The organism is Streptomyces sp. NPDC052016 (assembly GCF_044548445.1).
In the GTDB taxonomy this organism is placed as follows: Bacteria; Actinomycetota; Actinomycetes; order Streptomycetales; family Streptomycetaceae; genus Streptomyces.
In genome coordinates, this window is the sequence record NZ_JBIUBX010000015.1 from 158,230 (window position 1) to 181,627 (window position 23,398).

The 23,398-nt window shown below is 70.3% G+C and carries 20 protein-coding genes and 2 pseudogenes; 21 read left to right on the top strand and 1 reads right to left on the bottom strand.

All coding sequences use genetic code 11. The annotated features are described in order from the left end of the window. Positions 1–100: 100 nt before the first annotated feature. The 5 genes from arc to prcA all read left to right on the top strand — a co-directional run bounded on the left by arc (position 101) and on the right by prcA (position 5,883). The gene (gene arc / locus ACIHAR_RS20275; RefSeq protein WP_365455827.1) at positions 101–1,867 is read left to right on the top strand and encodes a proteasome ATPase; all 1,767 of its coding nucleotides are present in this window, start codon (positions 101–103) and stop codon (positions 1,865–1,867) included. A gap of 231 nt (positions 1,868–2,098) precedes the next feature. Further along, positions 2,099–3,610: a depupylase/deamidase Dop gene (gene dop, locus ACIHAR_RS20280; RefSeq protein WP_365455824.1), complete on the top strand. Its 1,512-nt coding sequence runs from the start codon at positions 2,099–2,101 to the stop codon at positions 3,608–3,610. Positions 3,611–3,799: 189 nt separating this feature from the next. Next, positions 3,800–4,018 (top strand): ubiquitin-like protein Pup, encoded by a 219-nt coding sequence (locus ACIHAR_RS20285; protein WP_062154959.1) that lies wholly within the window; start codon positions 3,800–3,802, stop codon positions 4,016–4,018. Positions 4,019–4,240: 222 nt separating this feature from the next. Next, positions 4,241–5,086: a proteasome subunit beta gene (gene prcB / locus ACIHAR_RS20290; RefSeq protein ID WP_365455820.1), complete on the top strand. Its 846-nt coding sequence runs from the start codon at positions 4,241–4,243 to the stop codon at positions 5,084–5,086. Positions 5,087–5,145: 59 nt separating this feature from the next. Next, positions 5,146–5,883, top strand: a complete 738-nt coding sequence (prcA, locus tag ACIHAR_RS20295; protein WP_365455817.1) for a proteasome subunit alpha — start codon at positions 5,146–5,148, stop codon at positions 5,881–5,883. A 301-nt stretch (positions 5,884–6,184) separates the two neighbouring features. Here prcA and ACIHAR_RS20300 read toward each other — a convergent pair whose 3' ends face one another. Continuing rightward, the gene (locus tag ACIHAR_RS20300; RefSeq protein ID WP_400020806.1) at positions 6,185–7,198 is read right to left on the bottom strand and encodes a LacI family DNA-binding transcriptional regulator; all 1,014 of its coding nucleotides are present in this window, start codon (positions 7,196–7,198) and stop codon (positions 6,185–6,187) included. Between the two features lie 132 nt (positions 7,199–7,330). Here ACIHAR_RS20300 and ACIHAR_RS20305 point away from each other — a divergent pair, with 132 nt between their 5' ends. From ACIHAR_RS20305 to ACIHAR_RS20380, 16 genes and pseudogenes are all read left to right on the top strand, one after another. Continuing rightward, entirely contained in the window at positions 7,331–8,590 is a 1,260-nt protein-coding gene (locus tag ACIHAR_RS20305) for an MFS transporter (RefSeq protein ID WP_365455812.1), read from the top strand. A 9-nt stretch (positions 8,591–8,599) separates the two neighbouring features. Continuing rightward, entirely contained in the window at positions 8,600–9,961 is a 1,362-nt protein-coding gene (pafA, locus tag ACIHAR_RS20310) for a Pup--protein ligase (RefSeq protein WP_019754142.1), read from the top strand. A gap of 109 nt (positions 9,962–10,070) precedes the next feature. Next, the gene (locus ACIHAR_RS20315; protein ID WP_400020809.1) at positions 10,071–11,012 is read left to right on the top strand and encodes an FKBP-type peptidyl-prolyl cis-trans isomerase; all 942 of its coding nucleotides are present in this window, start codon (positions 10,071–10,073) and stop codon (positions 11,010–11,012) included. Positions 11,013–11,074: 62 nt separating this feature from the next. Then, positions 11,075–11,446 carry an FKBP-type peptidyl-prolyl cis-trans isomerase gene (locus tag ACIHAR_RS20320; RefSeq protein ID WP_365455805.1) on the top strand — a complete coding sequence of 124 codons (372 nt, stop codon included), beginning with the start codon at positions 11,075–11,077 and terminating at the stop codon, positions 11,444–11,446. A gap of 183 nt (positions 11,447–11,629) precedes the next feature. Then, complete coding sequence (locus tag ACIHAR_RS20325) at positions 11,630–12,607, top strand: WYL domain-containing protein (protein WP_365455802.1); 978 nt, start codon at positions 11,630–11,632, stop codon at positions 12,605–12,607. A 19-nt stretch (positions 12,608–12,626) separates the two neighbouring features. Continuing rightward, positions 12,627–13,679: pseudogene (locus ACIHAR_RS20330) on the top strand (helix-turn-helix transcriptional regulator); the annotation flags it as partial. A gap of 356 nt (positions 13,680–14,035) precedes the next feature. Then, the gene (locus tag ACIHAR_RS20335; RefSeq protein WP_365455799.1) at positions 14,036–14,329 is read left to right on the top strand and encodes a hypothetical protein; all 294 of its coding nucleotides are present in this window, start codon (positions 14,036–14,038) and stop codon (positions 14,327–14,329) included. 30 nt (positions 14,330–14,359) lie between these two features. After that, positions 14,360–14,554, top strand: a complete 195-nt coding sequence (locus ACIHAR_RS20340) for a hypothetical protein (protein WP_365455796.1) — start codon at positions 14,360–14,362, stop codon at positions 14,552–14,554. A 259-nt stretch (positions 14,555–14,813) separates the two neighbouring features. Then, positions 14,814–15,101 (top strand): Sec-independent protein translocase subunit TatA, encoded by a 288-nt coding sequence (tatA, locus tag ACIHAR_RS20345; protein ID WP_365455793.1) that lies wholly within the window; start codon positions 14,814–14,816, stop codon positions 15,099–15,101. 47 nt (positions 15,102–15,148) lie between these two features. Continuing rightward, on the top strand, positions 15,149–16,111 hold the full coding sequence (tatC, locus tag ACIHAR_RS20350) for a twin-arginine translocase subunit TatC (protein WP_365455790.1): 963 nt from the start codon (positions 15,149–15,151) through the stop codon (positions 16,109–16,111). Between the two features lie 31 nt (positions 16,112–16,142). After that, positions 16,143–17,032: pseudogene (locus ACIHAR_RS20355) on the top strand (diacylglycerol kinase). A 47-nt stretch (positions 17,033–17,079) separates the two neighbouring features. Further along, positions 17,080–19,932, top strand: coding sequence for a DEAD/DEAH box helicase (locus tag ACIHAR_RS20360; protein ID WP_365455787.1), 2,853 nt, complete (start codon positions 17,080–17,082; stop codon positions 19,930–19,932). A 390-nt stretch (positions 19,933–20,322) separates the two neighbouring features. Then, positions 20,323–21,960 carry a sensor histidine kinase gene (locus tag ACIHAR_RS20365; RefSeq protein ID WP_400020814.1) on the top strand — a complete coding sequence of 546 codons (1,638 nt, stop codon included), beginning with the start codon at positions 20,323–20,325 and terminating at the stop codon, positions 21,958–21,960. Beyond that, positions 21,957–22,364, top strand: a complete 408-nt coding sequence (locus ACIHAR_RS20370; protein ID WP_365455781.1) for a roadblock/LC7 domain-containing protein — start codon at positions 21,957–21,959, stop codon at positions 22,362–22,364. The genes ACIHAR_RS20365 and ACIHAR_RS20370 overlap by 4 nt, the downstream gene beginning before the upstream one ends. Beyond that, complete coding sequence (locus ACIHAR_RS20375) at positions 22,361–22,756, top strand: DUF742 domain-containing protein (RefSeq protein ID WP_365455778.1); 396 nt, start codon at positions 22,361–22,363, stop codon at positions 22,754–22,756. Before ACIHAR_RS20370 ends, ACIHAR_RS20375 begins: the two co-directional genes overlap by 4 nt. Further along, a complete protein-coding gene (locus tag ACIHAR_RS20380; protein WP_365455775.1) occupies positions 22,737–23,357 on the top strand; it encodes an ATP/GTP-binding protein in 621 nt (206 codons plus the stop codon). The genes ACIHAR_RS20375 and ACIHAR_RS20380 overlap by 20 nt, the downstream gene beginning before the upstream one ends. The last annotated feature ends 41 nt before the right edge of the window (positions 23,358–23,398 follow it).

The window sequence follows — 23,398 nt, forward strand, 5'->3', positions numbered from 1 at the left end:
CGGACACACCCCGACAGTCTTTGTGATCTAGGGGTTTCAATCGACACCCACCCAGGTAGGGTCTGGAAGCGTCCAGCTCCCCTTGGAGGAGGTGAGGACCGTGGCAGCCCACGACGACGACATGAACCGCGGCATCCGCCCGGGACGAGGGTCCGACGACCCGGCCGGGCAGATCGCCTACCTTGAGCAGGAGATCGCCGTCCTGCGACGCAAGCTCGCCGACTCTCCGCGACACACGAGGATTCTCGAAGAGCGGATCGTCGAGCTGCAGACCAACCTGGCCGGCGTGTCCGCACAGAACGAGCGGCTCGCCAACACGCTCCGTGAGGCCCGCGACCAGATCGTGGCCCTCAAGGAGGAGGTCGACCGGCTCGCGCAGCCACCGGCCGGCTTCGGTGTCTTCCTCACGGCGAACGAGGACGGCACGGCCGACATCTTCACCGGGGGCCGCAAGCTCCGGGTGAACGTCAGCCCCAGCGTCGAGCTCGAGGAGCTCCGGCGCGGCCAGGAAGTGATGCTCAACGAAGCGCTCAACGTGGTCGAGGCCATGGAGTTCGAGCGCGTCGGGGACATCGTCACCCTCAAGGAGATCCTCGAGGACGGCGAGCGCGCCCTGGTGCTCGGGCACACCGACGAGGAACGGGTGGTACGGCTCGCCGAGCCGCTGCTGGACGTCACCATCCGCCCCGGCGACGCCCTCCTGCTCGAACCCCGCTCCGGCTATGTCTACGAGATCGTTCCGAAGAGCGAGGTCGAGGAGCTCGTCCTCGAAGAGGTTCCGGACATCGGTTACGAACAGATCGGTGGCCTGGGCGGACAGATCGAAGCCATCCGCGACGCTGTCGAGCTCCCGTACCTCTACCCCGACCTGTTCAAGGAGCACGAACTGCGGCCGCCCAAGGGTGTGCTGCTGTACGGGCCTCCCGGATGCGGCAAGACGCTGATCGCCAAGGCCGTCGCCAACTCGCTGGCCAAGAAGGTCGCCGAGGTCACCGGCCAGGCCGCCGGCAAGAGCTTCTTCCTCAACATCAAGGGTCCCGAGCTGCTCAACAAGTACGTCGGCGAGACCGAGCGGCAGATCCGCCTGGTCTTCCAGCGGGCTCGTGAGAAGGCCAGCGAGGGCACCCCCGTGATCGTCTTCTTCGACGAGATGGAGTCCCTCTTCCGCACCCGCGGCTCCGGTGTCAGCTCGGACGTGGAGAACACCATTGTCCCGCAGCTGCTCGCCGAGATCGACGGTGTCGAAGGCCTGCAGAACGTGGTCGTGATCGGCGCCTCCAACCGCGAGGACATGATCGACCCCGCCATCCTGCGCCCCGGCCGACTCGACGTGAAGATCAAGATCGAGCGTCCCGACGCCGAAGCGGCCAAGGACATCTTCGGCAAGTACCTCACCGAGCGCCTCCCGCTCCACGCGGACGACCTCGGAGAGCACGGCGGCGACAAGACCACCACCGTCCAGAGCATGATCCAGACGGCAGTGGAACACATGTACGCCGAATCCGAGGAAAACCGCTTCCTGGAAGTCACCTACGCCAACGGCGACAAGGAAGTCCTCTACTTCAAGGACTTCAACTCCGGCGCCATGATCGAGAACATCGTGGGCCGCGCCAAGAAAATGGCGATCAAGGACTTCCTCGAGAAGAACCAGAAGGGCCTCCGCGTCTCCCACCTCCTCCAGGCCTGCGTGGACGAGTTCAAGGAGAACGAGGACCTGCCCAACACCACCAACCCGGACGACTGGGCCCGCATCTCCGGAAAGAAGGGCGAGCGGATCGTCTACATCCGCACCCTCATCACCGGAAAGCAGGGCTCCGACACCGGACGCTCCATCGACACGGTGGCGAACACCGGACAGTACCTGTAAAAGGCCGGGCGGCTGCGGGTGCCCAATCCGGGTACCCGCAGCCGACTGCTTTTTCGGGCCACGGCTGGAGCAGGCAATGACGCAAATGATCTCCCCACCAGCGCAGAGGCGTTCTAGGCTCTTCCGTACCGCCGGGCGCAGTGCGGGGACGGGCACCGCACACGCACCGGAGCACCAGCGGTATCTGCGCGGCACCCACGACCGAGGGCGCCGCCGGGCAAGGAGGGCCGCATGACCGTACGGCGAGTAATGGGCATCGAGACGGAGTACGGGATCTCCGTCCCCGGCCACCCGAACGCCAATGCCATGCTCACCTCGTCCCAGATCGTCAACGCCTACGCGGCGGCGATGCACCGGGCCCGCCGGGCCCGCTGGGACTTCGAGGAGGAGAATCCGCTGCGGGACGCGCGAGGCTTCGACCTCGCCCGCGAGGCCGCCGACGCCAGCCAGCTCACCGACGAGGACATCGGGCTCGCCAACGTGATCCTCACCAACGGAGCCCGTCTCTACGTCGACCACGCACACCCCGAGTACAGCGCCCCCGAGGTCACCAACCCCCGCGACGCCGTCCTCTGGGACAAAGCCGGCGAGCGCATCATGGCCGAGGCCGCCGAACGGGCCGCCGCGCTCCCCGGCGCCCAGCCCATCCATCTCTACAAGAACAACACCGACAACAAGGGCGCCTCCTACGGCACGCACGAGAACTACCTGATGAAGCGGGAGACCGCCTTCTCGGACATCGTGCGCCACCTCACGCCCTTCTTCGTCTCCCGCCAGGTGTTCGCCGGGGCCGGCCGCGTCGGCATCGGCCAGGACGGCCACGAGCACGGTTTCCAGCTCAGCCAGCGCGCGGACTACTTCGAAGTCGAGGTCGGCCTCGAGACCACCCTCAAGCGCCCGATCATCAACACCCGCGACGAGCCGCACGCCGACGCCGAGAAGTACCGCCGCCTCCACGTGATCATCGGCGACGCCAACCTCTCCGAGATCTCCACCTACCTCAAGCTGGGCACGACCGCCCTGGTCCTGTCCATGATCGAGGACGGCTTCATCGCCGTGGACCTCGCCGTCGACCAGCCCGTCCGTACCCTCCACCAGGTCTCCCACGACCCGAGCCTCAAGCGCCTGGTCACCCTGCGCAGCGGCCGGACGCTCACCGCCGTGCAGTTGCAGATGGAGTACTTCGAGCTATCGCGCAAGTACGTGGAGGAGCGCTTCGGAGCCGACGCCGACGACCAGACCAAGGACGTCCTGGCGCGCTGGGAGGACACCCTCACCCGCCTGGAGAACGACCCGATGAGCCTCGCCGGCGAGCTGGACTGGGTCGCCAAGCGGGAGCTGATGGAGGGCTACCGGCGCCGTGACAGCCTCGACTGGGACGCGGCCCGCCTGCACCTCGTCGACCTCCAGTACGCCGACGTACGGCCCGAGAAGGGCCTCTACAACCGTCTCGTGGCCCGGGGCCGCATGAAGCGGCTGCTGGACGAGGCGGAAGTCGAGCGGGCGATGTCGAAGCCTCCGGAGGACACCCGCGCGTACTTCCGCGGCCGCTGCCTGGAGCAGTACGCCGACGACGTCGCCGCGGCCTCCTGGGACTCGGTCATCTTCGACCTCCCCGGCCGCGACAGCCTCCAGCGCGTCCCAACCCTGGAACCGCTTCGCGGAACGCGAAATCACGTCAAGGAGCTGCTGGACCGCTGCCGCACGGCAGAAGACCTGGTCAGGGTCTTGTCGGGCGGCTGAACGGGTACTCGGCCGGACCCGGGCGAGCGGGGTGGAAACCCCGCCGTCCGGGAATCATCGAGGTGGCCCCCGTACGTTCTGGTAACTACGGGGCCGATGTCGGACCGGGCTTGTAGGGTCTGATCATCACCGATCGGCAGGAAAGCCGACCTGTCGACCATGTCGGGCGAACTGAGCGGGGTGAGGGTAATGGCGACCAAGGACACCGGCGGCGGACAGCAGAAGGCCACGCGCTCCACGGAAGAGGTCGAGGAGCAGGCGGCCGAGGCGCAGGCTTCGGAGGACCTCAAGGAGCGGCACGAGAAGCTGAGCGACGACGTCGACTCCGTGCTGGACGAGATCGACGACGTCCTCGAGGAGAATGCCGAGGACTTCGTGCGCTCCTTTGTGCAAAAGGGCGGACAGTAGCCCCGTTCAGCCTTCGAATCGAAGGTTCGAGGGTGTGGGGGTGCGAGTGACCGGTGGACCCGCGATCCGTCGTGGGTTCACCGGTCCTCGCACTGAGGACCAGGTGCCGGGTGATCCGCTCGAAGGCTTCCGCCGCACATGTGGATCACCGCCGAGAGCCGGGTAAGGTCCCTGCCATACCGATGCTTCAACCGTGAATCGGCTTTATCCGGAAGGAAACTCGTGGAAGCCAACTCTCGTGGCGTCGGGCGTCTACCAGCAGCCTTCCTGACGCCTGGGTCCTCTTCGTTCATGGACTTCCTGTCGGAACACCAGCCGGAGCTGCTGCCCGGCAACCGGCAACTGCCGCCCACCCAGGGTGTGATCGAGGCGCCGCACGGCACCACGATCGTGGCCGTGACCTTCCCCGGCGGTGTGGTCCTCGCCGGTGACCGGCGGGCCACGATGGGCAACGTCATCGCGCAGCGGGACATCGAGAAGGTGTTCCCGGCGGACGAGTACTCGGCCGTCGGCATCGCCGGCACCGCCGGTCTGGCCGTGGAGATGGTCAAGCTCTTCCAGCTGGAGCTGGAGCACTTCGAGAAGGTCGAGGGCGCCCAGCTGTCGCTGGAGGGCAAGGCGAACCGGCTGTCGACCATGATCCGTTCCAACCTGGGCATGGCCATGCAGGGCCTGGCCGTGGTGCCGCTCTTCGCCGGGTTCGACGTGGACCGGGGCAAGGGGCGGATCTTCTCCTACGACGTCACCGGTGGCCGTTCCGAGGAGCAGAACTACGCGGCGACGGGTTCCGGCTCGATCTTCGCGCGCGGAGCGATGAAGAAGCTCTTCCGTGAGGACCTGACCGAGGACCAGGCGACGACACTGGTGGTGCAGGCCCTGTACGACGCGGCAGACGACGACTCGGCGACCGGTGGTCCCGATGTCGCCCGCCGGATCTACCCGATCGTCACCGTGATCACCGAGGACGGCTTCCGTCGGCTCACCGAGGACGAGTCGTCCGAGATCGCCCGTTCGGTGCTGGCGCGCCGTCTGGAGCAGCCGGACGGCCCGCGGGCCGCGCTGCTGTAGCGGGCCGCTCCTTCGGGCATGGTGATCGAGTGACTTCCACAGAAAGGGACGGATAACCGGTGTCGACGCCGTTCTATGTCTCACCCCAGCAGGCGATGGCCGACCGCGCGGAGTACGCGCGCAAGGGCATCGCCCGTGGCCGCAGTCTGGTCGTGCTGCAGTACGCCGACGGCATCGTCTTCGTCGGCGAGAACCCGTCCCGCGCGCTGCACAAGTTCAGCGAGATCTACGACCGGATCGGCTTCGCGGCCGCCGGCAAGTACAACGAGTACGAGAACCTGCGGATCGGTGGTGTGCGCTACGCGGACCTGCGCGGTTACACCTACGACCGGGACGACGTGACCGCTCGCGGTCTGGCCAACGTCTACGCCCAGACGCTGGGCACGATCTTCTCCTCGGCCGGCGAGAAGCCGTACGAGGTGGAGCTGGTGGTGGCCGAGGTCGGGGAGACGCCGGACGGCGACCAGATCTACCGGCTGCCGCACGACGGGTCGATCGTGGACGAGCACGGCTCGGTCGCGGTCGGTGGGAACGCCGAGCAGATCAGCAGCTACCTCGACCAGCGTCACCAGGACGGCATGAGCCTCGCCGAGGCGCTCAAGCTGGCCGTGCAGGCGCTGTCCCGTGACACCAACGGCACGCAGCGGGAGATCCCCGCCGAGAGGCTTGAGGTGGCGGTGCTGGACCGTACGCGGCCGCAGTCGCGGAAGTTCAAGCGGATCGTGGGCCGGCAGCTTGCGCGGCTGCTGGAGGCGGGCGGTGCGGCCACGGAGGCCGAGAGCTCCGACGAGGAGTAGCCCTCGCGCGTGCGTGTGCCCCCGGCCGGTGACGGCGGCCGGGGGCACACGGCGTTCATCGGGCAGTCCGGCGTTCACCGGCCGCCCGCGTTTCACCGGGCCCGGCGTTCACCGGCCGCCCGCCGTTTCACCGGGCCCGGCGTTCACCGGCCGCCCGCCGTTTCACCGGGCCCGGCGTTCACCGGCCGCCCGCGTTTCACCGGGCCCGGCGTTCACCGGCCGCCCGCGTTTCACCGGGCCCGGCGTTCACCGGCCGCGCGCCGTTCCACCGGGCGCGGCCTTCACCGCGGGCGCACGCCGCTCATGAACCGCCAGGAGCCGCTGTGGAGCCCCGGACGAGGAGCTCGACCGGGATGTCCCCGTCGTCGGGTGCGCGTCCCTCCAGGACGGCCAGGAGGGCCTGCATGCCGCGTTCTCCGAAGAGCTCGGCGTCGAGTCGCACGGTGGTCAGCTCGGGGTCGAGGGCTGCGGCGAGGGCGATGTCGTCGACGCCGGTCACGGAGAGGTCGTCCGGGACGCGCAGCCCGAGGCGCCGTGCGGCCTTGTAGACGCCGGCGGCGAGCTTGTCGTCGTCGCAGACGACCGCGGTGGGACGCGGCGGTGCGGCGAGGGCGCTCTCGGCGGCGGCGAGGGCTCCCTCGATCGACATGGGGGTGTGTGCCGTCCTGAGGGAGGTCCCCGGTACCGCGCGGATCCGTGCGGCCAGTTCGTGTGCGCGCACCTCGAACGTCCAGGACGGCACGTCGGCCGCCAGGTGCAGGTAGTGCCGGTGGCCGAGGCCGAGGAGGTGGTCGGCGATCTGGCGGGCGCCGTCGGCGATGTCGAGGTTGACGGTGGCCGCGCCGAGGCTTCCGCGGGGGTCGCTGTCGAGCATGACGAGGGGCAGCTGGTCGCCGCGGATGGCGGTGAGGGCGTCGGCGGCCATGGAGGAGGCGATGACGCCGTCCAGGGCGGCCTGGGCGGAGGCGAAGGGGTCGCGGGCGGGGCCGACGCCCTCGGGGGAGGGGTAGAGCACGACGCCGAAGCCGTGGTCGGCGGCGACGCGGGCCGCGCCGGTGTAGACGCCGGCGAAGAACTCGGTGGTCAGGGCGGGGACGACGAGGAGGACGGTGCGGGTGCGGCCGAGGCGCAGGTGGCGGGCGGCGAGGTTGGGCCGGTAGCCCAGGTCGCGTGCGGCCTCCCGTACGCGTTCGGCGGTGGTCTCGGAGACGCGGCCGCGCCACTTGTCGCCGAGGACGAGGGAGACCGCGGCCTGGGAGACTCCCGCGGCCTGGGCGACGTCACGGCTGGTCGGGCGCGTGCTTCCTCGTGGCACCGGGGGCCTGCTCTTTCGTCTGACGTCTGCGCTGGACTCATGGACAGCGCACATGGTACGTATGACCGGAGACGTTATACGTAAAACCTGAGGGTGGTGCGCCACCCCGGGTGAGCCGACGGAGGCGGGACATTGGCCGCGGGATACCTGGAGATCCTCAGGGCGAAGCACGCGGCCCGGCTGCTGGCGGGCACGCTCGTGGGCCGGTTGCCCAACGCCACGGCAGCCATCGCGATCGTGCTGTTCGTGCGCGCCGAGGGCGGCACCTACAGCCTCGCGGGCGCGCTGGCGGCCGTGTACGGCGTCGCCAACGCCGCCGGCCAGCCCGTCCTGGGCCGGCTCGTGGATCTGCACGGGCAGCCGAGGGTCCAGTTGCAGGCGGCGCTCGCCTCGGCCGCCGCGATGGCGGTCTTCGCCCTCTCGGGCACGGACCCGCTGCCGGTGGCGTACGCCGCAGTGGCGGCCGCCGGGCTGTTCACGCCGCCCCTGGAGGGCGGCCTGCGCGCGCTGTGGCCCTCGGTGCTGCGCCGTGAGGACCAGGTGCACACGGCGTACGCGATGGACGCCGTGGCGCAGGAGGTGATGTTCACCGTCGGTCCGCTGCTGGTGACCCTGTGCGTGTCGCTGTGGTCGGCGCAGGCCGCGCTGCTGGTGCTGAACGCCGTCGGGGTGGTCGGGGCGCTGACGGTGGTCGTCTCGCCGCCCTCGCGCGCGTGGCGGTCCGCCCCGCGCGAGGCGCACTGGCTCGGCGCCCTGCGCTCGCCCGGTCTGCTGGCGCTGCTCGCCGCGTTCCTGTTCGTCGGCATCGCTCTCGGTTCCATCACGGTCGCCTCCGTGCCCTACGCGGACGACCACGGCGGTGACGTGGTGTACGGCTGGCTGATGGCGGCGCTGGGCCTGGGCGCGCTCCTCGGCGGTGTGGTCTACGGGGCGCGGCCGTGGCCGGGTGTTCCGGAGCGGCGACTGCGTGTCCTGGTGGCCGCGCTGGCGGTGTGTTACCTGCCGCTGATGCTGATGCCGGGCGCCGTCGCCATGGTGGCGCTCACGGTGCTCGCCGGCGTGTTCCTGGCGCCGGCCATCGCCTGCGCCTTCGTCATCGTCGACCGGCACGCGCCGCGCGGCACGGTCACGGAGGCGTTCTCCTGGCTGGTGACGACGTTCACGGTCGGTCACTCGCTCGGAACGGGCGTGGCGGGTCCGGTCGTCGAGGCGGGTGGCGCGGTGTGGGGCTTCGCCGTGCCGGGTGCCGCGGGCGCCGTGTCACTGCTGGTTCTGCTGGTTACCGGACGGGTACTCGCAGCTCCCGCCGGGAGTGCGGTTGTTGCGGCTTCATCGGAAAATGATCCAAACCGTGCCGCCGAACCCCGTTTCAGTTCGGGGGATCGGGCGTAATGTTCACTCATGGACCGCCGCATTTTCGGGCTGGAGAACGAGTACGGCGTCACGTGCACGTTCAGGGGACAGCGCCGCCTGTCGCCTGACGAGGTGGCGCGGTACCTCTTCCGCCGTGTCGTGTCATGGGGCCGAAGCAGCAATGTCTTTCTGCGGAACGGCGCCCGCCTCTATCTCGACGTGGGATCGCATCCGGAATACGCGACACCCGAATGTGACAACGTGATCGAACTGGTCACCCACGACAAGGCCGGCGAGCGCATTCTCGAAGGACTCCTGGTGGACGCGGAACGACGCCTGCACGAGGAGGGAATCGCGGGCGACGTCTACCTCTTCAAGAACAACACCGACTCGGCGGGCAACTCCTACGGTTGCCACGAGAACTACCTGGTGGCCCGGCACGGGGAGTTCTCCCGGCTCGCGGACATCCTCATCCCGTTCCTGGTGACCCGGCAGCTCCTGTGCGGCGCGGGCAAGGTGCTGCAGACGCCCCGTGGCGCCGTGTACTGCGTGAGCCAGCGGGCGGAGCACATCTGGGAGGGCGTCTCCTCGGCCACGACCCGCTCGCGGCCCATCATCAACACCCGCGACGAACCGCACGCGGACGCCGAGCGTTACCGCCGGCTGCACGTCATCGTGGGCGACTCGAACATGTCCGAGACGACGATGCTGCTCAAGGTGGGCGCCACCGACCTGGTGCTGCGCATGATCGAGGCGGGCACCGTGATGCGCGACCTCACCCTGGAGAACCCGATCCGGGCGATCCGCGAGGTCAGCCACGACATCACCGGCCGGCGCAAGGTGCGCCTGGCCAGCGGCCGTGAGGCCTCCGCGCTGGAGGTGCAGCGCGAGTACTACGAGAAGGCCGTCGACTTCTGCGAGCGCCGCGGTATCCGCACCGGTACGGTGGAGCAGGTGCTGGAGCTGTGGGGCCGCACCCTGGACGCGATCGAGTCCGAGGACCTGGACCGCATCGGCACCGAGATCGACTGGGTGATGAAGTACAAGCTCATCGAGCGGTACCGGGCCAAGCACAACATGACGATGTCGCACCCGCGCGTGGCGCAGATAGACCTCGCCTACCACGACATCCACCGTCGTCGTGGCCTGTACTACCTGCTGGAGAAGAAGGGTCAAGCAGCGCGCATCTGCAACGACTTGAAGATCTTCGAAGGCAAGTCGGTCCCGCCGCAGACCACTCGGGCCCGTCTGCGCGGCGACTTCATCCGCCGGGCCCAGGAGCAGCGCCGGGACTTCACCGTCGACTGGGTGCACCTCAAGCTGAACGACCAGGCGCAGCGCACCGTGCTGTGCAAGGACCCGTTCCGTTCGGTGGACGACCGGGTGGAGAAGCTGATCGCCGGAATGTGACGCGAGGATCGAGGAAACGGTCCACGGGCCCCGTACGTTCTCGTACGGGGCCCGTCGCACGCCCTAGAGTGGCGGGCGACCACAGTGCCGTCTGAGATCTGAGGAACACGTGCGCCGAATTGCCGGCCTTTTTGTGCCGCTGCTGCTGCTCTCCGCGGCGGCCTGCGGCAGCGACGACGACAAGGGCTCCGACTCCGGCTCCACCGGGAACGGAGTGCCCGCGATCACCAAGGGGGCCGAGTTCGGGCAGAAGCCGACGCTGGCCAAGGGGGAGGGCGACCCGCCGAAGGAGCTGAAGGTCGAGGTCATCAAGGAGGGGGACGGCGCGAAGCTCAAGAAGGGCGACGCCGCCGAGGTCAACTACCTTGGCCAGGAGTACGACGAATCGGAGCCGTTCGACAACAGTTTCGACCGCGGCCAGCCGTTCGCGCTCACCCTGGGCGCGGGCAGCGTCATCAAGGGCTGGGACGAGGGGCTGCAGGGGCAGAAGGTCGGCAGCCGGGTCGAACTGGTCATCCCGCCGGACAAGGGGTACGGCCCGCAGGGCCAGGGCGACATCAAGGGGAACGCGACGCTGGTGTTCGTCGTGGACATCGTGAAGGGCACGTCCATCCCGGCCTCGGCGAAGGGCACGGAGGTCGCCCAGGACAACGTCGATCTGCCGAAGGTCGGTACGAACACGGACGGCAAGGCGCCCACGGTGACGGTGCCGAAGGACACCGACCCGCCGAAGAAGCTGGTCTCCGACTACATCCTGGAGAGCGACGGCGCCGTCGTGAAGGCCACCGACAATGCGGTCGTGAACTATGTCGCGCTGCTCTGGGACGGTGGCAAGAAGTTCGACAGCACGTACGACACGGGCAAGACGGCGACGTTTCCGCTGGACCAGTTGACGATCAAGGGTCTGAAGGACGGTCTCGTGGGCAAGAAGGTCGGCAGCCGCGTGCTGCTCGTGCTGCCGCCCGACCAGGCCCTCGGTGACCAGGAGCAGCAGGGCATCCCGAAGAACTCCACGCTGGTCTTCGCCGTCGACATCCTGGCCGTGATGTAAGACTGGTCAGGTTGCCCATCAGTCATCGCGCATGACGTACGCACCATCTAGGAGTCACTGCAGTGAGCATGGAGAAGCCCGAGATCGACTTCCCCGGCGGCGAGCCCCCGGCGGACCTCGAGATCAAGGACATCTGGGAGGGCGACGGCGAGGTGGCGCAGGCGGGTCAGACCGTCACCGTGCACTACGTGGGCGTCGCCTTCAGCACCGGTGAGGAGTTCGACGCGAGCTGGAACCGTGGCACCCCGTTCCGCTTCCCGCTCGGTGCCGGCCGCGTCATCAAGGGCTGGGACCAGGGCGTCCAGGGCATGAAGGTCGGCGGCCGCCGCCAGCTGACCATCCCCGCCCACCTCGCCTACGGCAACCAGAGCCCCACCCCGGCGATCAAGCCCGGCGAGACGCTGATCTTCGTCGTGGACCTGCTCGGGGTCTGACCGCCGTACCCACCGTCGCGGTCGGTCGGCCGTCGTAGGCTCGTCCTGGCTGATCGGCCGGCGACCGGTCTCGACCACCTGGGGTCCATGCCTGTCCGGGCATGGGCCCTCGGCTTTTGCCCGGACGCCGCGGAGCGGTACGGTCAACCGTCGGAAGCACCATGAGGAAGGCGAAGGGCGTCGATGGCCATTGCCAAGGCAGAGCGGCTGATGAACCTGGCGCTGTGTCTGCTCGGGACGCGGCGGCCGCTCAGCAAGCGCGAGCTGCGCGACTCCATCGAGGCCTACGTCGAGGCCTTCGGGCCGGGCAGGAGCGCGCCCGGGTCAGACGACTCCTTCAACCGCATGTTCGAGCGGGACAAGGACGACCTGCGCGAGCTCGGCCTGGTCATCGAGACCGTGGAGAGCCTCGACGGCGAGGTCGGCTATCTCGCCCGCCGCGACAGCAACCGTCTCCCGCCCATCACCCTCGACGCCGAGGAGGCCGCCGCGCTGGGGCTGGCCGCCAAGGTGTGGCAGCAGGCCCGGCTGGCCGGAGCGGCCAGCGGCGCCCTGCAGAAGCTGCGCGCGGCCGGGCTGCCGGAGGACGTCGATCCGTACGAGGCGCACGGTGCCCTCGAGCCGCGCATTCCGGTGCACGAGGCCGCCTTCGAGCCGCTGATGCTGGCCTGCCGCGACCGCCGCCCCGTCGTCTTCGACTACCGCAAGGCCACCGCCGCCCGTCCCGAGCCGCGGCACGTCGAGCCGTGGGCGCTGGAGTGCTGGCGCGGCCACTGGTACCTCGCGGGCTGGGACCGCGACCGGGGCGCCGAGCGCGTCTTCCGGCTGTCCAGGATCACCGGCAAGGTCCGCTCGCGCGGCGGCCGCTTCACCGCTCCGGTCCCCGACGTCGTCACCGTCCGTGAGACCGTGGCCGGCTGGGCGGGGGAGACCGCCGACCGCAGCGCGCTGATCCGGCTGCGCACGGGCGCCGGGTACCCCCTGCGGGCGAAGGCGACCGCGGTGCGGGAACTCGGTGACGGCTGGGACGAGTTGGAGATTCCGTACGGGCACGGGCTGGACGCCTGGCTGGTGGAGTTCGGGCCGGACGTGGTGGTTCTGGAGCCCGCCGAGCTGCGGGCCGACGTCGTGGACCGGCTGCGCGCCGTGGCCAAGGGCTGAGGGGGAGCGGAAGAGAACTGTGGCAGGCAAACCGGTCAGGCCCGCGAACGCCATCGACCAGACCCGTCGGATGCTCTCCCTGGTGACCTATCTGCGGGAGCGGCCCGGGGCGCGGATCGAGGACGTGGCGCGCGCCTTCGGCATCACCGAGGACGAGCTCGTCTCCGACCTCGACGTGCTGCCCATGTGCGGCACCAGCTTCCGCGGCGGCGATCTGCTGGACATCGACACCGACGGCGAGCGCATCTGGTGGCACAACCCGGCCGCCCTCGGCGCAGACGCCGCGGAGCCGCTGCGGCTGGCCGCCGACGAGGCGACCGCACTGCTGGTCGCCGCGCGGGCCGTGGCGACGCTGCCCGGCCTGCGCGAGGGCGACCGCCAGGCGCTCCTGCGCGCCACCGCCAAGGTGGAGGCAGCGGCCGGTGAGGCAGCGGGCGCCAGCTCCCGTCTCTCGGTCACCTTCGAGTCCGAGGGCGGTGTCTTCGCCGACGTCGACCGGGCGATCTCCGAGCGGCGCCGGCTGTGGATCCGGTACTACTCGCCCGCCCGGGACGAGGTCACCGAGCGTGAGATCGACCCCATCCGCCTGGTCAGCGTCGGGCACACGTACGTGGAGGCCTGGTGCCGCCGCTCCGAGGCGCGCCGCACCTTCCGCCTGGACCGGGTCGCCGAGATCAGGATCCTCGACGAACCCTCCGCACCGCCCGAGATCGAACTGCGGGACCTGTCGGAAGGGCTGGTCCAGCCCGCCGCGGAGGACCCCGAGGTCGTCGTCGAGGTCGGTCCGGGCGGCCGCTGGGTCGCCGAGTACTACCCCCACGACAGCGCCGAGGAACTCCCCGACGGCGGCCTGCGCATCACCCTGCGCACGCCCGACCCGGCCTCGCTGCGCCGCCTGGCCCTGCGCCTCGGCCGCGACGGCCGTATCGTCTCGCCCCCCGACCTCGCCGAGAGCGCCCGCAAGGCGGCCCGCGACGCACTCGCGGCCTACGACGGGGTCGAGGCGGAGGAGGCTCGGGAAGACGCGGAATCCCTGCCCGCGGGCCGGGGCGTCTCCGACGGCCCGGCCGGGGGAGGGGCCCAGCTTCCCGGAGAGGCGGCCGGCGGGCCGGTTCGCGGGCACGGCGAGGGGGTTCCCGGCGGCCCGGCCGACGGTCCCGCCCCGGCGTCCGGCGAGCCGACGCGCGGGCAGGCCGGAGGACCGGTCGCCGGAGTGGCTCGCGGACAGGCCCCCGGTGCTCCCGGCGGGCTCGCCCCGGCGCACGGGGAGCCGGCCGGCGTCCCCGTGGGCGGGCTGGACCTCGGCCCGGCCGACGGGCGGCTCGGCGGACCGGGGCACGAACGCGTCGGCGAGGGCGTCGGTGCGCACGGGCCGGGGCCGGCGGGTGGACCGGACGGCGGACGGTTCGACGGGCGGGAGCAGGGGCTGTGAGCGAGTCGGCGGCGTCCGGTGTGCGGGGCATCTCGGTGGCCACCGCGTTCGCGGGGATGCGGAGCGTGGCACCCGTGGTGTTCAGGGCCGGCTGCCCGGACTGCCGGGGCCGTTTCGAGCTCGCCGCGAGCGCGTTGCTCCTGGCCGTCGGCGCGTCCAGCCGTACCACCTTCTACTCCTTCACCTGCCCCGACTGCGGCGCGGCCGTGCGCAAGCCGGCCGGTGAGCGGATCGTCGAGCTGCTGACCGGCGGCGGGGTCAGGACCCTGCGGCTGCACTCGACGCTCTAGCGGCGGCCGGGAGGGTCTAGGCTCGGCGTCATGTTCTGGCCGATGTTCGCGGTAGCCGTGGGTTTCCTGGGTCTCGCCGTCCTCGCTGTGTTCGCCGTCCGGGTCTTCCTGGAGGCGCAGCGCCTGGGCCGGCAGGTCGCCGACGCCACACACCGCATCAATAGGGCGGCCGAGGACCTGGAGCGGGCCACGCTGAGCGCGGCCCGCGCTGTGGACAGCCTGTGAGTACTGCTGTGGCACGCCTGTGAGTCCTGCGCCGAATGCGGTTTGGGCCACTTCGCCCTCCCGCCACGGTGGTTCGGAAAGGTACGCTGCTGGTCGCGGCCCGGAGAACGAGGCCCGGACCGCGGACCGGGAGTACGCACGGGGATTGCCTCTCGTTTACCCCTGAGCGTTACGATCGCTGCCAACACGATCGTTCGGACACATGTCCGACCGGTCGGACAGCACCCACCCAGCCGCCTCGGTGAGAAGGTAAAGACTTATGTTCGGAAGGCTCGGCGCCCCCGAGATCATTCTCATCCTCGTCGTCATCATCCTGCTGTTCGGCGCGAAGAAGCTTCCGGACATGGCCCGCTCGCTCGGCAAGTCCGCGCGCATCCTCAAGAGCGAGGCCAAGGCGATGAAGGACGAGGGCAGCAACTCGGCCACCCCGGCCGGCCCGCCGAACAACGGCGAGCAGCCCCCGGCTCAGCGCACCATCCAGGCCGCCCCCGGCGACGTGACCAGCTCCCGCCCGGTCAGCGAGCCGACGGACACGACCAAGCGCTGACGCAGGGCCGGTGACCTCCGGCCCGCCGCACGAGATGGGAACGTGGGTTGCTCAAGCCTGCCCGCAAGAAGGAGAAGGACCCCGAGGGGCGGATGCCCCTCGCGGAACACCTCCGTGAGCTTCGCAACCGGCTCGCGAAGGCGTTGCTCGCCATCGTCCTCGTGACGGTCGTCGCCGCCTTCTTCTACAACGACATCATCAACTTCCTCACCAAGCCGATCCTCGATTCGGTCGGCTGCGGGAAGACCTTCGAGCAGATCCAGAACGAGCTGAGGACGTCCGGCGAGACCAGCAAGCAGTGCGCGCGGATCACCATCAACGGTCTGCTCGCCCCCTTCACCCTGGCCCTGCAGGTCTCCCTCATGGCCGGTGTCGTCTTCGCCTCGCCGGTCTGGCTCTACCAGCTCTGGGCCTTCGTCGCCCCGGGCCTGCACAAGCACGAGCGCAAGTACGCCTACGCCTTCGTCGGCACCGGCGTCCCGCTGTTCCTCGGCGGCGGCTACTTCGCCTACCGGGTGCTGCCGACCACCGCGAAGGTGCTGATCGAGTTCACCCCGACCGGCGTCGACAACTTCCTGCCGCTGGACGACCTGCTGCAGCTGGTCACGCGCATGGTCGTGGTCTTCGGTCTCTCCTTCGAGCTGCCGCTGCTGCTGATCATGCTCAACCTCACCGGGTCCATCACCGGCAAGCGCATGCTCGGCTGGTGGCGCGCCATGATCATCGGCATCACGGTGTTCGCCGCCATCGCCACACCCAGCACCGACCCCATCTCGATGCTGGCGCTCGCCGGACCGATCTGGGTCCTGTACTTCGGCGCCGTCGCCTTCTCGCTGCTCAACGACCGCCGCAGGCGCCGCCGCGACGCCCTCGGGCCCGCCGACGACGAGGCCTCCGAGCTGGACCTCACCCCTGAGGACATCGGCGAGGTCGAGACCGTGACCGCGAGCCGAGCGCTGCCGGAGCAGGCGACCACGGAGCGGGTCAACGGTTATGACGACGTGACCTGAGGACCGAGGCGGAACTCGTAGGGTCACCCCTGTGACCGGCGAGATCACCCTCTTCGTCAACCCCACCGCGGGCCGCGGCCGGGGCGCCCGCGCGGCGCTGCCGGCCGCTTCCGCGTTGCGGGCGGCCGCTACTCGGTGCGCACGGTTTTCGGGAAGAACGCCGGGGACGCCCTGGCACGCGCGCGTGCGGCCGTCGCGGACGGCACCGGTGCCCTGGTCGCCGTCGGCGGTGACGGACTGGTCCACCTCGCGCTCCAGGCCGTGGCCGGCACCCGTACCCCGCTCGGGCTGGTCCCCGTCGGCACCGGCAACGACTTCGCCCGCGCGCTCGGCCTGCCCGTGCGTGACCCGGCCGCCGCGGGCCGCCTCGTCGCCGACTCCCTCCGGGGCGGCCGGATCCGCGACGTCGACCTCGGACGGGTCGGCGACCGCTGGTTCGGCACCGTCCTTGCCTCCGGCTTCGACTCCCGCGTCAACGACCGGGGCAACCGCATGCGATGGCCCGCCGGACGCGCCAGGTACGACCTGGCGATGCTCGCCGAGCTGGCCGCCTTCCGGCCGTTCCCGTACCGGATCACGCTCGGGGGCGGGGCTGTCCGGGAGGTCGAGGCGACCCTCGTCGCCGTCGGCAACGGGTCCTCCTACGGCGGCGGCATGCGGATCTGCCCGGGGGCCGACCTCACCGACGGGCTGTTCGACGTCACGGTGGTCGGTGGGTGCGGGCGGGCGACGCTGCTGCGGGTGTTCCCGCGGGTCTACCGGGGGACGCACGTCGAGCACCCCGAGGTCACCGTGTACCGGGCGGCCAGGGTCGAGATGGCGGCGCCGGGCGTCACCGGCTACGCGGACGGAGAACCGCTGGGCCCGCTCCCGCTGAGCGCGCGCTGTGTGCCCGGGGCGGTACGGATCGTAGGCCCCTGACGCCCTGAACTGGGCCGTCACAGGTTTGCGGGCGGCGGATCAGGATATTGATCGTCCTGTTGTCAGTGGTGCCCGGTACGCTCGAAAGTACGATGACAGAGGATCTCTCACCGGCCGAGCGTTACGCGGCTGCGCGCAGGCGCGCTGCCGAGCAGGCCACCGCGCTCGCGTCCTTCCGCGAGATGTACGACTTCGGTCTCGACCCCTTCCAGATCGAGGCCTGTCAGGCACTCGAGGCGGGCAAGGGCGTCCTGGTGGCCGCCCCCACCGGCTCGGGCAAGACGATCGTGGGCGAGTTCGCCGTCCACCTCGCCCTCCAGCAGGGCAAGAAGTGCTTCTACACGACACCCATCAAGGCGCTGTCGAACCAGAAGTACTCCGACCTGTGCCGTCGCTACGGCACCGCGAAGGTCGGCCTGCTGACCGGCGACAACAGCGTGAACTCCGACGCCCCGGTGGTCGTGATGACCACCGAGGTCCTGCGCAACATGCTGTACGCCGGTTCGCAGACCCTCCTCGGCCTCGGTTACGTGGTGATGGACGAGGTCCACTACCTCTCCGACCGCTTCCGCGGTGCCGTGTGGGAGGAAGTGATCATCCACCTTCCCGAGTCGGTCACGCTGGTCTCGCTCTCCGCGACCGTGTCCAACGCCGAGGAGTTCGGCGACTGGCTGGACACCGTCCGCGGGGACACCGAGGTGATCGTCTCCGAGCACCGGCCCGTGCCGCTGTTCCAGCACGTGCTCGCCGGGCGGCGGATGTACGACCTGTTCGAGGAGGGCGAGGGCCACCGCAGGGCCGTCAACCCCGACCTCGCGCGCCTCGCCCGCATGGAGGCGAGCAGACCGTCGTACCAGGACCGCCGGCGCGGGCGGATGCGGGAGGCCGACCGTGAGCGCGAGCGCCGCCAGCGCTCGCGGGTGTGGACGCCGGGCCGGCCCGAGGTGATCGAACGCCTGGACGCCGAGGGCCTGTTGCCCGCCATCACCTTCATCTTCAGCCGCGCCGCCTGCGAGGCCGCCGTCCAGCAGTGCCTGTACGCGGGGCTGCGGCTCAACGACGAGGAGGCGCGCGAACAGGTGCGCGCCCTGGTCGAGGAGCGCACCGCCTCCATCCCCCACGAGGACCTGCACGTCCTCGGCTACTACGAGTGGCTGGAAGGCCTCGAGCGCGGTATCGCCGCCCACCACGCGGGCATGCTGCCGACCTTCAAGGAGGTCGTCGAGGAGCTGTTCGTGCGCGGTCTGGTCAAGGCCGTCTTCGCGACCGAGACCCTCGCGCTGGGCATCAACATGCCCGCCCGCTCGGTCGTGCTGGAGAAGCTCGTCAAGTGGAACGGCGAACAGCACGCCGACGTCACCCCCGGCGAGTACACCCAGCTCACCGGACGCGCGGGCCGGCGCGGCATCGACGTGGAGGGCCACGCCGTCGTGCTCTGGCAGCGCGGCATGAACCCCGACCAGGTCGCCGGTCTCGCCGGCACCCGCACGTATCCGCTGCGCTCCAGCTTCAAGCCGTCGTACAACATGGCGGTCAACCTGGTGGAGCAGTTCGGGCGGCACCGCTCGCGGGAGCTGCTGGAGACGTCGTTCGCTCAGTTCCAGGCGGACCGCTCGGTGGTCGGCATCTCCCGGCAGGTGCAGCGCAACGAGGAGGGGCTCCAGGGCTACAAGGCCTCGATGACCTGCCACCTCGGCGACTTCGAGGAGTACGCGCGGCTGCGTCGGGAGCTCAAGGACCGCGAGACCGAGCTGGCCAAGCAGGGCGCCGCCCAGCGGCGTGCCGAGGCCGCCGTGGCGCTGGAGAAGCTGAAGCCGGGCGACGTCATCCACGTGCCGACCGGCAAGTACGCCGGGCTGGCGCTGGTGCTCGACCCCGGCCTGCCCGCCGGGCGGGCCAACGGTCACCGCGGCTTCGACCACCACGACGGGCCGCGCCCGCTCGTGCTGACCGCCGAGCGCCAGGTCAAGCGGCTGGCCTCCATCGACTTCCCGGTGCCGGTGGAGGCGCTGGAGCGGATGCGGATCCCGAAGACGTTCAACCCGCGCTCGCCGCAGTCCCGCCGGGACCTCGCCTCCGCGCTGCGCAGCAAGGCCGGGCACATCGCGCCCGAGCGGGCCCGCAAGAGGCGCTCCCAGGCCGCCGACGACCGGGAGATCGCCCGTCTGCGCACCGCGCTGCGCGCGCATCCCTGCCACGGCTGCTCGGAGCGCGAGGACCACGCCCGCTGGGCCGAGCGCTACCACCGGCTGCTGCGCGACACCTCGCAGCTGGAGCGGCGTATCGAGGGCCGGACCAACACCATCGCCCGCACCTTCGACCGCATCGTGGCGCTGCTGACCGAACTGGACTACCTGCGCGCCGACGAGGTCACCGAACACGGCAGGCGGCTGGCCCGGTTGTACGGCGAGCTGGACCTCCTGGCGAGCGAATGCCTGCGGGCCAAGGTCTGGGAGGGCCTCGCCCCGGCCGAACTCGCGGCCTGCGCCTCGGCGTTGGTGTACGAGGCGCGGGCCGGCGACGACGCGATCGCGCCGAAGCTGCCCTCCGGCAAGGCGAAGGCCGCGCTCTCGGAGATGGAGCGGATCTGGGGCCGGCTCGACGCACTGGAGGAGGAGTTCCGGATCAACCAGACCGAGGGGGTCGGGCAGCGGGAGCCCGACCTGGGGTTCGCCTGGGCCGCGTACATGTGGGCTTCCGGGAAGGGCCTCGACGAGGTGCTGCGGGAGGCGGAGATGCCGGCCGGGGACTTCGTGCGCTGGTGCAAGCAGGTCATCGACGTGCTGGGGCAGATCTCGGCGGCGGCTCCCTCCGGCGAGGGGTCGACGGTGGCGAAGGCCGCCCGGAAGGCGGTCGACCAACTGCTGCGGGGAGTCGTCGCCTACTCGTCCGTGGGGTGACGGTCGGTCCGGCGGGCGCGGGGTCGCGTGTGGTCGTGCACGCGGTGCTCCGCGCCCCCGCCGCACGTCCCGTCGGCGTCGATGTGACGCCGCGCGCCTGAGGCGCCTCACCCTCCCTGGTTACGCCCGTACCCCCTTGGCTCACCCTCCCGGGTGAGCCTTTTTCGTATACCCGTTCGCCGTCACGCCGTGTGTTCGAACGGAATCACAGCGTGCAAAAGAGCAGAGGCTACTGCAGGTACCCGCCCGGTTTCAGGCGGTTGCTGAATATGACACGGCGATGATCCGGTCGGACTAAGCTCGCCCGCGGCGCACCGAGTTGAGGCGAATTCGTGCGCTTGTTCCCCAATATTCCGAAGATGCCGACACGTCCCTACAGAGGGTGCCCACATGGTGAGTGTTCAGTCCCCACCCGGACGCCGTGAACTGGCCTACGCGCGCTTGCTGGTGCTGCCGGCGATACTGATGGCCGCGGCGACCGGAGCCGCCGCCGCCCTCGTGGCGCCGTCGGCCCGGCTCGCCGTCGGCGTCTGCGGAGCCGTCGCCACCCTCCTGGTGGCCGCGGCCGGGGTCGTGTCGGTGCGCCGCGGCCGACAACTGGGAGAGCTGCGCGCGGAGAAGGACCGGCGCATCGCCTGGCTGGAACGGCGGGAGGCCGCCCACGAGGAGCAGAACCTCCGGGTCGCCCAGTACTTCGTGCCCCAGGCGGTGGAGTGGCTGCGCACCGGCAACTCCCCCAGAGAGGTGATGCTCCACTTCGCCGAGGTCGACCCCGAGTTCAACGAGCTCGGGGACGGCCACCACCGGGTGATCAAGAAGATCCTGGACATCGTCGACCACGAGGAAGCCCTGCGCGACTCCGCCCAGCGCTCCTTCGTCAGCGTCGCCCGGCGCGTGCAGTCCATCGTGCACCAACAGGCCAGGGAACTGAGGGAGATGGAGGAGGACCACGGGCGCAACCCCGAGGTCTTCGACGACCTGCTGCGCATCGACCACGGCAACGCGCTGATCGGCCGCCTCGCCGACACCATCGGCGTCCTCGGCGGTGGCCGCCCCGGCCGCAACTGGCCCGCGCCGATCCCGCTGTACAGCGTGCTGCGCGGCGCCATGTCACGCATCCTGGAGTACCGCCGCATCCAGCTCGACTCCATCGCCAAGGTCAACATCCGCGGCCTCTCCGCCGAGCCGCTCATCCACGCGGCCGCGGAACTCCTCGACAACGCCACCCGCTACTCGCCCCCGCAGAGCAAGGTGCACGTCAACGCCGTCGAGGTGCAGACCGGCATCGCGATCGAGATCGAGGACGCCGGCGTCAGCCTCAGCGAGGAGGCCCGCGCCAAGGTCGAGGGCATGCTCGAGGCGGCCAAGGCGGGCGTCGACATCCAGGACCTCGGCGGAAACCCGCGCCTGGGCCTCGCGGTCGTCGGCCGCCTGTGCACCTCGTACAACATGCAGGTCTCGCTGCGCACCTCGGCGTACGGCGGTGTCCGCGCGGTGCTCGTCGTGCCGAGCGAGATGCTCACCACCGAACCGGCCCCCGGCTTCGCGCACGGCATCGGCGCCACCGCCGTACCCCAGATCGACCTGGCGACCATTGGGGAGGGCCCCAAGCGCCCGCCCAAGAAGCGCCGCCCGACCAACCCGCCCATCCCGGCCGGTGTCTCCCTGGACGACGACGAGGTGCCGGAGATCACCGAGTGGACCGACAAGGGTCTGCCCCAGCGCCGCAGCAAGGCGACGGTTCCGATCAGCCAGATCTACCGCGAGGCGTACGCCGCGCAGGCCGCCGCCGAGGCCGCGGAACGGGAGGGCCGGCCGGACCCGTTCGCCCAGGCCCGGCCGGAGCCCGCGCCGAAGAGGAAGGGCGCCGAGCCCGGAGTGCACTTCGAGGCCTTCTGGGAGGGCCTCAAGAAGGACATGCCCCCGGACGTCCACCCCACCGACTTCCTCCGCAATCCCACCGCATACCTGCACCTGATCGAAGACAAGGCCAAGAACGAGGCCGACGACGAGGGGGACCTCACGTGATCCAGCAGCGCGCCAACTTCGACTGGCTGCTCAAGGAGCTCTACGACGGAGTTCCGGGCATCGAGATGATCGTGGTGCTGTCGTCCGACGGCCTGCGCATCGCCCGCTACGCCGGCGACCCCGACGCCGCGGACCGCGTCGCCGCCGCCTGCGCCGGCCTGCAGAGCCTGGCCAACGCCGTCGCGCAGGAGTTCCACTCCAGCGACGGCGAGATGAAGCTGGTCGTCATCGAACTGAACGACGGCTACTTCTACATGATGTCCGCGGGCGCCAACGCCTACCTCGCCGTGCTCGCCGACGTCCGCTGCGAGGCCGGACGGATGAGCGGCATGATGCGCGACCTCGTCGTGCGCATCGGCGCCCATCTGACCAGCCCGCCCCGGCGCAACGGGCAGAGCGTATGACGCCTCCGCAACGCCAGCGGCGAGACCCCCTGCCGGACGCGCCTTCGCACCTCCCGAAGGAGGAGAAGGGCAAGGATCTCGAGCGGCTGTACGTCATCTCGGGCGCGGACGGCGATCGCGCGCCCCTCGACCTGGTCACCTTGGTCGTGGCACGCGCCGAACCGCCCACCTCCGCGACTCCGGAGCAGACGGCGGTGCTGCGGATGTGCCAGGCCCCGCTGTCGGTGGCCGAGATCTCGGCCTACCTCGGCCTGCCGTTCAGCGTGGTGACGGTGCTGCTCACCGAGATGCTGGCGGCCGACCTCGTACAGGCGCGTGCCCCGATCGTCCGGCAAAAGGTCCCCGACCGTTCCCTCCTCGAAGCGGTGATGCATGGACTTCAAAGGCTCTGAAACGATTCCCGGCCCACGGGCCGAGGATCACCTGCCGCACACCACCACGGCGGCAGCCAAGATCGTCATCGTGGGCGGCTTCGGCGTCGGCAAGACGACCATGGTCGGCTCGGTCAGCGAGATCAGACCGCTGACCACCGAGGAGACCATGACGCAGGCCGGCATCGGCGTCGACGACAACTACGGCTCCGAATCCAAGACCGCCACCACCGTGGCCATGGACTTCGGCCGCATCCGCATCACGGACCAGATGGTGCTCTACCTGTTCGGCACGCCGGGCCAGGAGCGCTTCTGGTTCCTGTGGAACGGCCTGTTCGAAGGGGCGCTGGGCGCCGTCGTCCTGGTCGACACGCGCCGCCTCGAGGTCAGCTTCGAGGTCATGGGGCGGCTGGAGGAGCGCGGCGTGCCCTTCGTGGTCGCCGTCAACACCTTCCCCGACGGCCCCCGTTACCCCCTCGACGACCTGCGCTCCGCGCTCGACCTGCCACCCGAGGTCCCGATCGTCGAATGCGACGTGCGCCGCCGCGCCTCCAGCCGGGACGTGCTCATGACCCTGATGCGCTTCCTGCACGCCCTGGCACTCAGCCGCACCCTCACCTGACGCCGCACACCCTGACACCGATTCCCCACCGTTTCGGAGCG